Origin of the sequence: Actinomadura rubrisoli (genome assembly GCF_004349215.1) — a bacterium.
GTDB lineage: Bacteria > Actinomycetota > Actinomycetes > Streptosporangiales > Streptosporangiaceae > Spirillospora > Spirillospora rubrisoli.
The window spans coordinates 1-13,886 of the sequence record NZ_SMKU01000254.1 but is presented as its reverse complement, the minus strand read 5'-3'; the positions used below and the strand labels follow the sequence as shown (position 1 = coordinate 13,886).

Genomic DNA, 13,886 nt, shown 5'->3' with positions numbered 1-13,886 from the left:
CCCCGTGACCCCTCCGCGGGAGTGCTGTGCCCGGGGAGGACGATGGGGGTGCGGGGCAAGAATGGACGCATGGTCTAATAGTGGGGTGAGCGCTTCGATGGTGCGGAGTCCGTCCGCGGTGGAACGGGTCCTCGGGCTGCTGGAGAAGCCGCCCGCCGAACCCGACGTGTCCGCCGGGTACCTCGACCTCCTGGGGCCCTCCACCGAGCCGCCGCCGTCGCTCGCGCAGTCGGTGATGCAGTCGACGTTCCTGCCGCAGATCTACGAGAAGGTGTGGCGGCCCGTCGGGTTCAACCTGGCGAAGGGCTGGCCGGTCGGCCCGGACACGGCCGCCGAGCAGGCGGCGGCGCGCGACTGGCTCGGGCTCGCGCAGCCGGGCGACGACGGTAAGCCCCCCGCGACCGTCCTGGACGTGGCGTGCGGGCCTGGGAACGTGACCCGGGCTCTTGCCGCCGGGGTCGGCGCCGATGGGCTCGTCGTCGGGCTGGACGCCGCGCAGACCATGCTCGCCCGCGCCGCGGCCGACACGGGCGCGAAGGGCGCGGGGCCCGATGTCTGCTACGTCCGCGGCAACGCCGTCGACCTGCCGTTCCGGGACGGGACGTTCGACGCCGTCTGCTGCTTCGGCGCGCTGTACCTGTTCGACGACCCGTGGACGGCCGTGGACGGCATGACCCGCGTCCTCAAGCCGGGCGGGCGTTTGATCATCCTCACCTCGCGGCGCCCCCTGGCGCTGCCCGCCTCCCGTCTCGGCGGCGAGATCGTGCGGCGCGCCACGGGGTTCACCGTCTTCGGCGACCGGGAGGTCACCGGGGCGCTGGCCGACCGCGGCCTCACCGGCATCAGGCGGCGGCGGTACCCGCTCATGCAGCTGGTGGCCGGCCGCCGCCCCTGACCCGAAGCCCCACTCGCACCGTCCGCCGGCGTCCCGCGCCGAGGGACGGTGCGAGTGGGGGCCGTTCCCAACCCCGGCACGCGGTGGCCGCCCGCCGCGACCAGCGCGTGCCGGGGTCGTTCCTGAGGCCCGGGCCGCGGCGGCCCTGCGCCGGGCCGCGCCGCCGGCGTCGGCCGTCCGCGGCCCGGGGGATCAGCGGAGCGGTTTCTCGATGTAGATGTTCACGATGCCCCCGATCACCTCGCGGCGCGTCTCCGTCCACCCGAACTTGCGGTACAGGGCGAGCGCCGGCCCCTGCATCTCGGTGGTGTCGGCCCGCAGGATCCGGTAGCCGTACTCCCTGGCGCGCTCCTCCAGTGCCCTGACGACGGCGGCGCCGTACCCGCGGCGCTGCACCGACGGGCGGACCCGCAGCCGCACCATCTCGACGGCGTCCAGGCTGGGGGCGCCGGGCGCGTAGCCGCCGAACGCGCGGGCGCTGCCGCCCGGGACGAGGTCGGCGCGGCGCAGGCCGCCCATCGCGACGATCCGGCCGCCGACCTCGCCGACGACGAACTCGCCGTCGTTGCTGAGATAGATGTCCTCCATCCGGAAGAAGTCGTGCTCGTAGTAGACGCCGTCACCGGGACGCAGCCCCACCTGGGCCAGCCCCTCCCGGTGCAGGGCGAGGACGGTGGCGTGGTCGGCGGCGCGGTAGCGCCGCAGTCGAAGGTCGGCGAAGCTCCATGCGGGAGGGTCCCCCTGGAGCCGGACGAGAGCGCGCGCTCCGGCGGTCTCGGCGGGCTGGGACCCGCGTCGAGCGTCGCCGGCACGGCCCGCCGGTGCAGAGCGATCCTGCCGGGGGGCGCCGTCAGGCATGCCCATGGCCCGTTCAGACCTGTTCGGACGGGTTGTTGGCGGGACTGGTGACCCAGGGGCCCGCGAGGGCCTCGCGGAACTCCTTCAGCCCGGCGATCTCGCCGTGCTGGGAGAAGACGGCGGCGCCGATCTGGCGGGCCCGGTGGACGAGGATGTCGGAGCGGTGGTCGGGCGGCAGGTCGAGGATGGCCTCCTGCCCGGCCGTCAGCGCGGCGTCGGGATTCCCGGCGTGCAGCCGGCACATCGCGCGGTCGAGGCGCACGAGGGTGAGGTCGACCCTGTCGGTGGGCGCGTACAGCGTCAGCGCGTGGCTGAGGACCTCGTCGCCGTGCTTATGGTCGCCGAGATTGGTGAAGGTGTCGCCCTCGTAGAACGCCATCTGCCGGTCGGTGAAGCCGTACACCAGGTCGCTGGTGTCGGCCTTGGACAGCTGGTCGAACACCGAGCGGCCCCGGACGAGGGCGCGCCGTGCGCTGGGCGCGGCGTCGCCGCGTCCGCGCATCGCCAGCATGCCGAGCGCGCGCGCCTCCACGGCGGGGGCCATGGCTGCGGCCACACCGGGGGTGCGGCCCGCGAGGTCTTGCGCCTTGCGGGCCAGGTGCAGCGCCTCGCGCGGGTCGCCGTAGTACATCGGCACCAGCGACTCGCGGACGGTCACCCAGGCGCGCAGTTGCCGGTCGCCGGTCTCGTCGGCGGCGGTGCGGGCGGTGCGGAAGAACGACCGGGCGAGCCGGTGGTCGCCCAGGTTGATCATGATCAGGCCGGACAGCCCGGAGAGCTGCGCCGCGATCCGGCACAGCCGCTCCTGCAGTTCGACGGGCTGGCGCTTGTCGCACATGCGCCGCACCTCGCTGAAGTCCAGCAGCACGTCGCAGAGCATCCGCAGGGACGGGGTGGCCTGGTACTGCTGGCCGTAGCCGTAGGTCGTCTCCTCCCACTGGTCGAGCATGGTCGGCGAGACGGTCGCGCCGACCAGCGTGTCGTCCATCTTGCGCCGAAGGTTGTCGACCGCCCCAAGGAACTGGCCGTCGAGCGCCACGCCCGCTCCGGCCAGAAGTTGCAGAAGGGTCCTACGAAGCACGATGTCCTCCTCTCCCACATCAATGGACAGGGGGCCCTCGGCGCGGTCGGGGCCCCGCAGATCGTTGACGGTGACCCAGGGACGCTCTTCGGCCCTGGGGACGATGGCTCCGACGAGCGGGACGTCGGGCTCTCGGGTGGCGTGCCGCTCGGGCGCCCGCGGCTGCGGGACGGCGGCGGCGCCGGCGCGGACCGCGTGGCCGCGGCCGCAGATGCAGGGGCTCCGGAACCCTAGGACATCGGGCTCCACCCGGTAGACGGCGCAGAGGTAGTGCAGGTACTCGGGCCCGGGTCGCTTGTACCCGCTCTCGTAGGCCGACAGCAGCGTCTCCCCGAGCCGGGGCGCCGGCTTGCCGTCGATCTCGTACAGGGCCCTGACCTGGGCCACGATGTCGGACAGGGCGACGCCGCGGGCGAGCCGGTGCGCCTTGACCCGGCTGGTGCCGAACAGCGGCCCGCACTGCTCGTGGATCTCCTGCGCGATGTCCACGGTGCAGTGTCCCCGAGCCAGGCCGTGCGCACGGATCCTCCGGGCGACGTCCGTCTCTTTGGGAGGGGGGTCCTCTTTGGGAGGGAGGTCCTCTGTGGGAGGGGGGTCCGACATTGGCTCCGGCCTCCTCACCGCTCTGCTGGGCGCCGTCTCCCCGGGGGAGGGAGGCCGCGCCGCGCACGGCGACCGGTACTGGATGGACACGACAGATAATCTCTCGCGCACGCAGCGTAACCCTCACGGTCGAGCCAGGCCAAGCGGTTCTCCAGAACCGGTGGGGGCCGGGACGCGTCCCGGAGCCCCAGGGTAGAGATTCTTCCTCCGAGGGGCAGGAAACTTCCTCTGAGGTGGGGTAATCCGGTACTCCGCCGGCCGGACGGCCCCTTGACCCATGACGGTGAGAGTTGCAATTCTCGCCGCGAGTAACAAGGCGGATCCGCAGAGTTGATCTGGATCCGCAGAGTTGATCTAACGGGAACGGCGAAGTTGATCACACGGGAACGGCGAAGCAGTCCTCGGAGCACGACTGGCGGAGATGGAGGAGGTGCGCAGGTGGTCAGCGACAGACGCGTCGGCTACCTCGAGGAGCTGGAGCACGAGCTCGATACCAGGGGGCTCGTCGCCCGCGTCGTACGTACCCGTTCCGGGCCGGCGTTCCTGCGTGTGGTGAATCCCGAGGCCGGGAGCCTCGCGGAGGACATCACGTGCGCGCCGGCCCCCGAGACGCACGACCACTACTACTGGTGGTCCTGGGGGGAGCGCATGCACCGGGTGGACGACCCGGGCGGCGCCGCCCTCAAGCTGGCCCACGTCCTGCAGCCGCTCCGCGGGGAGGTGTGCGAGCGGCGCGTGGGGCTCCCCTGAGACCGGGCGTGTCCCGCGGGGCCGTGGCCGAACGGCGCGGCAGCCGCGGACCCCGCGGGACACGCTCGCCTGATCCCAGCCCCTCCCCGGCCAGGTCACGCCGCTTCGCCAGGCGCCGTACGAACCGGTCGTCTCCGTCCCCTACGATCGGGCTCGTACCCGCCGCGGGTCCACGGCGAGGTGGCCCGACACCACAATGGCCGGGGAGGGTCTGCTCGATGTCACTCGTTCTGGGGCTGCTGGTGCCCTGGGCGGAGAAGGGCACGCCGGAGGCGGCCTGCAACGACCAGAAGCCCACCACCGCCTGCCGGCTGGTCTGGAACGTCTCGCACAACACCGGTTTCACCAAGTTCTACGCCACCTGGCTCGACCGGCCCCTGGCGACCGTGACCTGGATCATCGTGACCTTCGCCGTCGCGCTGATCGTGAAGAACATCGCGCACCGCATGATCACCAAGGTCACGGTGCGGATGGCCGAGGGCACGATGTCGGAGCGGGTCAAGGAGCGCTCGCGCACCGTCTTCGACGGCAGCCCCGCCCTGCTCAACCAGCGGCGGGCCCAGCGCGCCAAGACGCTCGGCTCGGTGCTGCGGTCCATCTCGTCCATCCTGATCATGGGGACGGCCGCGTTCAGCATCCTGGGCTCGCTCGGCCTCAACCTCGCGCCCATTCTGGCCAGCGCGAGCGTCATCGGGGTCGCGGTCGGCTTCGGCGCGCAGAACATCGTCAAGGACTTCCTCGCCGGGCTGTTCATGCTGCTGGAGGACCAGTACGGCGTGGGCGACGTCATCGACGTCGGCAGCGCCAAGGGGACGGTCGAGGCCGTCACCCTGCGGGTCACCCGGATGCGCGACGTCGACGGGATCGTCTGGTACGTCCCGAACGGCGAGATCAAGAAGGTCGGGAACGAGTCGCAGAACTGGGGACGGGCCGTCCTGGACATCCCGGTCGACATCAGCGAGGACACCGAGAAGGTCAAGGAGATCCTCCAGACCGCCGCCGACGAGATGGCCGCCGACTCGCCCTGGGAGGGCGTCATCCTGGAGGCGCCGTCCGTCTGGGGGGTGCAGGCCCTCGCCGGCGACGCCCTGGTGATCCGCGTCGTGATCAAGACCGCCCCGGGCCGGCAGGGCGACGTCGCGCGCGAGCTGCGCGAGCGGGTCAAGCGCGCTTTCGACGAGGCGGGCGTCTCGGTCGCCACCCCCAACGCCACGTGATCACATAGGCTGGGGGCGCTATGGCAGAACCCGAGAAGGTGACCTTCTACGAGGCGGTCGGCGGCGAGGAGACCTTCGTCAAGCTCGTCCACCGCTTCTACCAGGGGGTCGCAGAAGACCCCGCCCTGCGCGCCCTGTACCCCGAGGAGGACCTCGGCCCCGCCGAGGAGCGGCTGCGCCTCTTCCTCATCCAGTACTGGGGCGGCCCCACCACCTACAGCCAGCGGCGCGGGCATCCCCGATTGCGCATGCGGCACGTCCCGTTCGTCATCGGCGAGGCCGAGCGCGAGGCGTGGCTGCGGCACATGCGCGTGGCCGTGGACGAGTTGGAGCTGCCCGAGCCGCTGGAGAAGATGCTCTGGGACTACTTCACGATGGCGGCGCGCAGCATGGTGAACGCCCCCACATAAGCGGGTAAAGCGCCCTGTATGACGCGAATCCCCTGGTGGCGCAACGCCGTCGTGTACGAGGTCTATGTCCGCAGCTTCGCCGACTCGGACGGGGACGGTGAAGGGGACCTCCAGGGGATCCGCTCCCGCCTCGGCTACCTGCGCGACCTCGGCGTCGACGCGCTGTGGCTCACCCCCTTCTACCCCTCTCCCCTGGCCGACGGCGGCTACGACGTGGCCGACTACCGCGACGTGGACCCCCGGTTCGGGACGCTCGACGACTTCGACGCCCTGGCCGCCGACGCGCACGCCCACGGCCTGCGGCTGATCGTCGACATCGTCCCGAACCACTCGTCCGACCGGCATCCGTGGTTCCGGAAGGCCCTGGCCGCGGCGCCGGGCTCCCCCGAACGCGACCGCTACATCTTCCGCCGCGGCAAGCCGGGCGCGGGCCCCGGCGAGGAGGACCCGCCGAACGACTGGCCCTCGGCGTTCGGCGGACCGGCCTGGACGCGCCTGCCGGACGGCGAGTGGTACCTGCACCTGTACGCGCCCGAGCAGCCGGACCTCAACTGGCGCGACCCCGAGGTGCGGGGCGAGTTCGAGGACATCCTGCGGTTCTGGCTGGACCGCGGCGTGGACGGCTTCCGCATCGACGTCGCCGCCGGACTCGTCAAGGACGAGTCGTTCGGCGATCTGGCCGGGCGCGGGCGGCGGGTGGCGAACGGCCCGATGTACAGCCGTCCCGAGGTCCACGAGATCTACCGCAGGTGGCGGACCATCCTGGACGAGTACGACGGCGAGCGCATGGCGATCGGCGAGGTGTGGACGGACAGCCCCGAAGACCTCGCCCTCTACCTCCGTCCAGACGAACTGCACCAGGTCTTCCAGTTCGCCCTGCAACTCGCGCCCTGGTCGGCCGCCGCGTTCCGGGACGTGGTGACGGCGGCGCTTGGCACCGTCGCGCCGACCGGCTTGGTGCCCACGTGGGTGCTGTCCAGCCACGACTCCGTACGCCATCTCACCCGGTACGAGCAGCCGGAGGGCGTCCCGGGCATCGAACTGGCCAGGGCCAGGGCCGCGCTGCTGCTGCTCTTGGCGCTCCCAGGCTCGGCGTACCTGTACCAGGGAGAGGAACTGGGGCTGCCCGAGGTCGTCGACCTGCCGGACGAGGCGCGCCAGGACCCCGTCTGGAAGCGCAGCGACGGCGGCCAGCCGGGACGGGACGGCTGCCGGGTACCGATCCCCTGGTCGGGCACGGCCGAGCCGTACGGGTTCTCCCCCGGCGGCGTCCGGCCGTGGCTGCCGATGCCCGCGCGATGGGGGTCGCTGACCGTCGAGGCGCAGGAGAAGGACCCGTCCTCCACGCTGACGTTCTACCGCGAGGCGCTGGCGCTGCGCCGCCGCCTCCTGGACGGCCTGCCGGACGGCCTGGAGTGGCTCGACTCCCCCGAACCGGCGCTGTTCTTCCGGCGCGGGACGCTCACGTTCGCCCTCAACTGCGGCGAGAACCCGGTGCGGCTCCCGTCCGGTCGTCCGCTGCTCACCACCATCCCGCTCTACGGCGACCTGCTCCCCGGCAACGCCGCCGCGTGGCTGGAGACCCGCCGCTGAGACGAGACGGGACGCGGTGCGCCGGCGTGCGAGGGGTCTGCGCACGCCGGCGCACCGCTGGTCCGGCCTCCAGATGGCGCTCGGCTACAGCGGGGGACGCTGGAGCTGGAGTGGGTCGTCGGCGACGGGCGTCGTGAGGGACCTGGCGCCGGGCTGGACGCCCGCCCACCGCAGAAGGTCGGCGGTCGCCTTGGCCTTCTGGTCGTCCGGCAGCTTGGTGATCAGGCGGCCGCTGTGGTTCATGCCGGGCGCGGTGTAGACGGCCGAGTCACGGCTGCCCTTGCCGAGCCGGAACCGCTCCGAGCCCCACGGGTCGTTGCCCCCGTACACGAACAGCAGCCGGCTTCCGTGGTCGCGGACCCAACGGTCGACGTCGCGCATCGCCTTCCCGCGGTCGAACCGCATGGGGACGTCGCGCGGGACGTAGGTGCGCGGCTGGTAGCTGTCCTCGTACCGCAGCAGCGGGCGCAGGCTCTTGAACTGCGGCGTGGGCCAGCCGAGCTCCGTGCCCGCCTGGTAGTAGTACGGGATGTACTGCTGGAGCCCCTGGTCGGTGTAGAACGACATCCCGGAGATCGCGTCGAGCGTCTTGTAGAGGTCGTCGTCCGAGGCGTTCACCGCGGGCAGGGCGGCGCAGTCGGACTGCAGGCTGTACTGCCAGAAGGCAAACTCGTAGTCCATCACCGAGTTCTCGAACGCCCGGTCGGGCGTGCGCAGGATGTCGAACGTCCAGCCGTTCTTGGCCGCGTCCGCCTTGAAACGGGTCAGGATCGCCGGGCGGCGCTTGAGGAACTCGCGCGCGAGCGCCTTCACATGGGTGCGGCACTGCGGGTCGGTTCCGACGGTCTCAAAGAACTTGTCGTAGCGGCTGTCCTCATCGTTGTCGACGTCGTTCGGCGCCACGTACACGACGCTGCCGTCGACGTCGCGCGGGTAGAAGCGCTTGTGGTAGACGGCCGTCATGCCGCCCTTGCTGGCGCCCGTCGAGATCCACTTCGCCTTGTAGATCTTCTTCAGGGCGCCGATCAGCCGGTGCTCGTCCGTGGCGGCCTGCCAGATCGTGTCCTTCCGCCAGTCGGCCGGTTCGGGCCGGGACGGGGTGAAGTACCGGTACTCGACCGAGATCTGGTTGCCGCCGACCAGCGCCGTCGGCTCGGAGGTGAACATCGTCTCCGGCGTGTTGTACCCGCTGGTGTAGAGCACCATCGGGCTTTCCGCCGCCTTGTGCTGCAACAGGACGCGCTGCTCGAACCACTGCCCCTTGGGCTCGCGGTGGTCGACCGGCTGCCGGTAGCTGAGCCAGAACCATCGGTATCCGGGCAACGTCGAGGTCTTCTCCGTCACCTGCATGCCGGGGATGGCCTTCAGTTGGGCGGCGATGTCGTCCGCCCGCGCGGTGACCGCCGCCTGCGCCGCGACGGCGCCGGAACCGGTCATACCCGCGGCGACCAGCAGTGCCATCGCTCCTCGTGAGATGCGCCGCATAGTGCCCCTTCCACGTGGGATCTCCACATTTCGCGTCGCGACACTAGAGGGAGAAGTAGGGTCAAAACGGATTCCTGCCGCGCTTGTTATCGACCCGTGACGACCCGGTTGTGGTCATGGCAGTTCGGGGCATAGCGCCGGAAATGGGGAAAGCGGCCAAACGTGACCGCACCGACTCGCGCAGTGATCTCAATGAGGGGACGAGCGATGCAGATCATGCACAGCCGCGTCCGCGACGGGCTGCGAGTCAGGCAGGGGGAACCGGAGTGATCCCGTCGTCCCAGGGGGCGAGCCGCTCGAAGAACCGCTCGTCGTGCCAGCGGCCGTCCACATGGATGTGCCGGCGGGCCGTCCCTATGGCGGTGAAGCCGTTGCGCTCCAGGACGCGCTGCGACGCGTGGTTGTCGACCCGGGTGAACGCCTCCACGCGGTGCAGACCCAGTTGGCTGAACGCCACGTCCAGCGCCTGCCGGACGGCCTCAGTCGCGACACCGCGTCCGGCGTGCGCGCGCGCCACCCAGTAGGCGACGAAGCAACTCTGCAGGGGCCCGCGCAGGATGTTGTTGAGCGTGATGCGGCCCGCGATCTGACCGTCCAGCACGATGACGCCGGGCCACAATTCCCCCGCGCCGTACGCCCCGACCAGGTCGTCGATGTTCTCGCGCTGCCCGTCGACGGTGAAGTACGCGTCGTCCCGCTCCGGCTCCCACGGCCGCAGGTACTCGCGATTCGCCTGGTAGAGGCCCGCCAGCGCCTCCGCGTCCGCCTGCTGGACGACCCGCAGCCCGACCCGGGGCGCCGTCGCCACGGCCGCGAAGGTGAGCAGCGGATGGCCGGGACCGTCGCCGAGGGCCGCCGTCATGAGGGCGGAGCGACGTAGCGGCCGATGAACTCCCGCTCCTTGGCAGTGAACCGGCGCAGGCGGTTCGCCTCCACGTCGAACGCCACCAGCGTCGACGTCGCCTCGGCGTAGACGTTCTCGTCGTCCCGCACCTCATAGGCCAGCTTGAACGAGGCGACGCGCACCTCGGTGACCCATGTCTCCACCCGCACCGGGTAGACGGTCGGCAGCAGCGGCAGCCGGTAGTCGATCTCATGCCGGGAGATCACCATGCCGCGGATGGGCTCCTCGCCCTTGCGCACCGGGTCGCCATGGAACATCTCAAGCCGCGCGTCCTCCAGGTAGCCGAGGAACTTGACGTTGTTCACATGGCCCTGGGAGTCGATGTCCCCGAACCGGAGGTAGAACTCGTAGACGTGCCGGTATTCGGCCGCGGGCAGATCGGTCTGCTGCATGTCCTCGCCTGGGGGTCGGGGGTCTCCGCCGGTCCGCCCGATGCTACCCGCAGCCGATCTCCGTCCCGCGCACAGTCCGGACGCCGTCCGCCGCGAAACGGCCACCACCGCGAGACGGCGATCATCGCGGGGCGGTGACGCGGCGATCCTCACGCACCAGCGACCGTCCGGGACGGTGATCGTCGCGGACAGTGATCATGCTGGGAATGGGGACGGCCGCGCGGTCGGTGGGATGACCGCGCGGCCGTTGCGTGCGCCGGGTGCGGTGCCGTCAGTCGCGGGTGAGCTTGCGGTGCGTCACCCGGTGCGGGCGGGCGGCGTCGGCGCCCAGGCGCTCGATCTTGTTCTTCTCGTAGTCGGCGAAGTTCCCCTCGTACCAGAACCAGTTCGAGCCCTCCTCCCACGCGAGGATGTGCGTGGCGATGCGGTCGAGGAACCACCGGTCGTGCGAGGTGATCACGGCGCATCCGGGGAACTCCAGCAGCGCGTTCTCCAGGCTGGACAGGGTCTCGGTGTCCAGGTCGTTGGTCGGCTCGTCCAGCAGGAGGACGTTGCCGCCCTGCTTGAGCGTCATCGCCAGGTTCAGCCGGTTGCGCTCGCCGCCGGACAGGACGCCCGTCGGCTTCTGCTGGTCGGGGCCCTTGAAGCCGAACGCCGCGACGTACGCGCGGGACGGCATCTCGACCTGCCCGACGTTGATGTGGTCGAGGCCGTCGGAGACGATCTGCCACACGGTCTTCTTCGGGTCCAGGCCACCGCGGCCCTGGTCGACGTAGGAGATCTTGACGGTCTCGCCCAGGCGGAGGTCGCCGGAGTCCGGCTGCTCCTCCCTGATGATCATGCGGAAGAGGGTGGTCTTGCCGACGCCGTTCGGGCCGATGACGCCGACGATGCCGTTCGGCGGCAGGTTGAACGACAGGTCGTCCATCAGGAGCCGGTCACCGAAGCCCTTGGTGAGCTTGTCGGCGACGATGACCGTGTTGCCCAGGCGGGGACCCGGCGGGATCTGGATCTCCTCGAAGTCCAGCTTGCGGGTCTTGGCCGCCTCGGCCGCCATCTCCTCGTACCGCTCAAGGCGGGCCTTGGACTTGGTCTGCCGCGCCTTGGGGTTCGACCGGACCCACTCCAGCTCGTCCTCCAGGCGCTTCTTGCGCTTGGCGTCCTTGTTGCCCTCGACCTTCAGCCGGTCGGCCTTCTTCTCCAGATACGTGGAGTAGTTCCCCTCGTAGGGGAAGCAGCGGCCCCGGTCGAGCTCCAGGATCCACGTCGCCACGTTGTCGAGGAAGTACCGGTCGTGGGTGACGGCCAGGACGGTGCCCTCGTACTTGGCGAGGAACTGCTCCAGCCACTGCACGCTCTCGGCGTCCAGGTGGTTGGTGGGCTCGTCCAGCAGCAGCAGGTCGGGGGCCTCCAGCAGCAGCTTGCACAGCGCGACGCGGCGGCGCTCACCACCCGAGAGGGTCGTGACCTCGGCGTCCGGCGGCGGGCACCGCAGGGCGTCCATCGCCTGCTCCAGCTGGCTGTCGAGGTCCCACGCGTTGCGATGGTCGAGCTGCTCCTGCAGCTTGCCCATCTCCTCCATGAGCTCGTCGGAGTAGTCCGTCGCCATCTTCTCGGCGATCTCGTTGAACCGGTCGACCATCGCCTTGGTCTCGGCGACGCCCTCCTGCACGTTCCCGAGGACGGTCTTCTCCTCGGTCAGCGGCGGCTCCTGCTGAAGCATGCCGACGGTGAAGCCGGGCATCAGGCGCGCGTCGCCGTTGGACGGCTGCTCCAGACCGGCCATCATGCGCAGCAACGTCGACTTGCCGGTGCCGTTCGGTCCCAGGACGCCGATCTTGGCCCCTGGAAGGAAATGCAGGGTGACATCGTCCAGGACGACCTTGTCGCCATGTGCCTTGCGCACGCGCTGCATCGTGTAGATGTACTCGGCCATTATTCAAGACTACGGGGTCCCGGACACCGTTTCGTCGCAGCGTTGATTCAACCCCGGCCAAGGCACTCGCCTAGCGGCTCGCACCTTGACCGTGCTTGGGCGAGACGCGACATCGCTTCGCGATCTTCCCGGGGATGCTCGCCTCCGGCCTCGCATCCCCGGTCAGCCCACGCGCTCGCGCGACAGCTGGGCCACTGCGGCGCGTCCTAGCCTTCGGCCGCCCTCGGCCCTTCGACGGCGGGGAGGCAGACGCGGTCGCGTCCTGACGCCTTGGCCCGGTAGAGCGCCAGGTCGGCGGCGGCCAGGAGCTCGATGAGATCCTCCCCGTGCGTGCGGAAGAGCGCGACCCCCACCGACACCGTGACGGCCACCGTCCCCTCCTCCGCGGGCACGGCGAGCCGACGAACCCGCCCCCGGAGCCGCTCCGCCACCCGGCACGCCTCGACGGTGTCGGTGCCCGGCAGCAGGACCACGAACTCCTCCCCGCCGAACCGTCCGACCACGTCGTAGTCGCGCAACTGGTGGCAGAGCGTGCCGGCCACCCCCACCAGCACCTGGTCGCCGACCAGGTGCCCATGGGTGTCGTTCACCCGCTTGAAGTGGTCGATGTCGATCAGCAGCAGCGCCAGCGGGTCGCTCGACCGCTGCGCCCGGGACAGCTCGGTGTCGGCCTCCCGCTGCCAGGCCGCCGCGTTGAGCAGCCCCGTCTTGGCGTCCGTCCGGGCTGCGGCCTGCAACTGCTGGTGCATGAGGCTCCGTTGCAGCAGCATGACCGGCGGCAGCGCCAGGAGCAGCAGCCCCAACGTCAGGGCGCTCGTGATCGCCACGAGGATGCCCACGCACAGCTCCACCACGTCCAGCAGCAGGCTCTCACGGTTCCACAGGACGTCCCGCCAGCGGCTCTCCGGGTTGGCCGCGTGCGCCGCGACCGCCACCAGCGCCGCGTTCACCACCGTGAACAGCGCCGCGCACCCCACCGCCGCTGGAATGCCCGGCCACGCGTCGACGGCCCACTGAGGTGGTCCGCCCAGCGGATCGGGCACGACCAGGTGGAACACCATGGACGCGCAGGCCCCGGCGATCCCGAGGGCCGAGGCGACCACGACCCTCCGGTACACGAGCGTCCTGCGCACTCGGAATTGCAAGAGCGCCTGCACCGGCACGGGCATCAGCAGCGCGTACACCGGCGGCAGCAGCAGCGCCACCGGCAGCCACCACGACGACAGCAGGTCGCGCGCCACCCCGGCGGGCATGCCGAGCCGCCGCGACGCCTCGATGCACACCGCCCCGCAGGCCAGGAGAGCGGCAAAAGTGAGTAGATCATTCAGCCGGGGGGAGGTGCTTGCGAGCCCTCCGGCGGTGAGCCCGACATGGATGGCGACGACCACCGGCACGTAGACCACGAGCAGGGACGAGCGCCCCGAAAGCGTTCGGCGCCGGGGCTTGCGAGCCAGTTCCCCACCGCGGTCTTCGGCGGACGACTGCACTGCCGTCATCCTTCCCCCTTACACGCATCACGTTGTGTAACACGATAGTTGCAACGTGTGCGGAGTGGGCGGGAAACCGGTACCTTCGCACCTGCGGGTGACCGCTTTGGGCACCCGCGAAGGGCCCGCGGACTCGCGGTCCCCAGCACACCCTGAGGGGGGAAACACCATGCGCGGCGTTTCCTGGATCTAGGCAGGCCGCAGAACCCCGACGGTGCGGGGGCGCCACCCGGCAACGAACCCACCTGCCGGCGCGCCCCCGCTGCCCCTCCCAC

At 70.8% G+C, this 13,886-nt stretch carries 12 protein-coding genes; 5 read left to right on the top strand and 7 right to left on the bottom strand.

Annotation, left to right across the window (positions count from 1 at the left end):
- The first annotated feature begins 85 nt into the window (after positions 1-85).
- Positions 86-895 carry a class I SAM-dependent methyltransferase gene (locus tag E1298_RS33800; protein WP_243725970.1) on the top strand — a complete coding sequence of 270 codons (810 nt, stop codon included), beginning with the start codon at positions 86-88 and terminating at the stop codon, positions 893-895.
- A gap of 192 nt (positions 896-1,087) precedes the next feature.
- On the opposite strand, the gene E1298_RS33795 is transcribed toward E1298_RS33800, so the two are convergent.
- A complete protein-coding gene (locus tag E1298_RS33795) occupies positions 1,088-1,759 on the bottom strand; it encodes a GNAT family N-acetyltransferase (protein ID WP_243725969.1) in 672 nt (223 codons plus the stop codon).
- 7 nt (positions 1,760-1,766) lie between these two features.
- Positions 1,767-3,323 carry an NsdA family TPR-like regulatory protein gene (locus tag E1298_RS33790; RefSeq protein ID WP_131900581.1) on the bottom strand — a complete coding sequence of 519 codons (1,557 nt, stop codon included), beginning with the start codon at positions 3,321-3,323 and terminating at the stop codon, positions 1,767-1,769.
- A 552-nt stretch (positions 3,324-3,875) separates the two neighbouring features.
- On the opposite strand from E1298_RS33790, the gene E1298_RS33785 reads away from it, so the two are divergent.
- The 4 genes from E1298_RS33785 to E1298_RS33770 all read left to right on the top strand — a co-directional run bounded on the left by E1298_RS33785 (position 3,876) and on the right by E1298_RS33770 (position 7,407).
- Entirely contained in the window at positions 3,876-4,187 is a 312-nt protein-coding gene (locus tag E1298_RS33785; RefSeq protein WP_131900579.1) for a hypothetical protein, read from the top strand.
- 218 nt (positions 4,188-4,405) lie between these two features.
- Complete coding sequence (locus tag E1298_RS33780) at positions 4,406-5,404, top strand: mechanosensitive ion channel family protein (protein ID WP_131900577.1); 999 nt, start codon at positions 4,406-4,408, stop codon at positions 5,402-5,404.
- Between the two features lie 20 nt (positions 5,405-5,424).
- Positions 5,425-5,814, top strand: a complete 390-nt coding sequence (locus E1298_RS33775; RefSeq protein WP_131900575.1) for a globin — start codon at positions 5,425-5,427, stop codon at positions 5,812-5,814.
- Positions 5,815-5,832: 18 nt separating this feature from the next.
- On the top strand, positions 5,833-7,407 hold the full coding sequence (locus E1298_RS33770; RefSeq protein WP_131900573.1) for a glycoside hydrolase family 13 protein: 1,575 nt from the start codon (positions 5,833-5,835) through the stop codon (positions 7,405-7,407).
- Between the two features lie 84 nt (positions 7,408-7,491).
- Here the strand turns inward: E1298_RS33770 and E1298_RS33765 are convergent, their stop codons facing one another.
- The 5 genes from E1298_RS33765 to E1298_RS33745 all read right to left on the bottom strand — a co-directional run bounded on the left by E1298_RS33765 (position 7,492) and on the right by E1298_RS33745 (position 13,620).
- Positions 7,492-8,868 (bottom strand): S28 family serine protease, encoded by a 1,377-nt coding sequence (locus E1298_RS33765; RefSeq protein ID WP_243725968.1) that lies wholly within the window; start codon positions 8,866-8,868, stop codon positions 7,492-7,494.
- A 271-nt stretch (positions 8,869-9,139) separates the two neighbouring features.
- Positions 9,140-9,754: a GNAT family N-acetyltransferase gene (locus E1298_RS33760; protein WP_131900569.1), complete on the bottom strand. Its 615-nt coding sequence runs from the start codon at positions 9,752-9,754 to the stop codon at positions 9,140-9,142.
- Entirely contained in the window at positions 9,751-10,188 is a 438-nt protein-coding gene (locus E1298_RS33755) for an acyl-CoA thioesterase (RefSeq protein ID WP_131900567.1), read from the bottom strand. Before E1298_RS33755 ends, E1298_RS33760 begins: the two co-directional genes overlap by 4 nt.
- Positions 10,189-10,459: 271 nt before the next feature.
- Positions 10,460-12,124, bottom strand: a complete 1,665-nt coding sequence (gene ettA / locus E1298_RS33750; protein ID WP_131900565.1) for an energy-dependent translational throttle protein EttA — start codon at positions 12,122-12,124, stop codon at positions 10,460-10,462.
- A 206-nt stretch (positions 12,125-12,330) separates the two neighbouring features.
- Positions 12,331-13,620 (bottom strand): sensor domain-containing diguanylate cyclase, encoded by a 1,290-nt coding sequence (locus E1298_RS33745; protein WP_131900563.1) that lies wholly within the window; start codon positions 13,618-13,620, stop codon positions 12,331-12,333.
- Between the last annotated feature and the right edge of the window lie 266 nt (positions 13,621-13,886).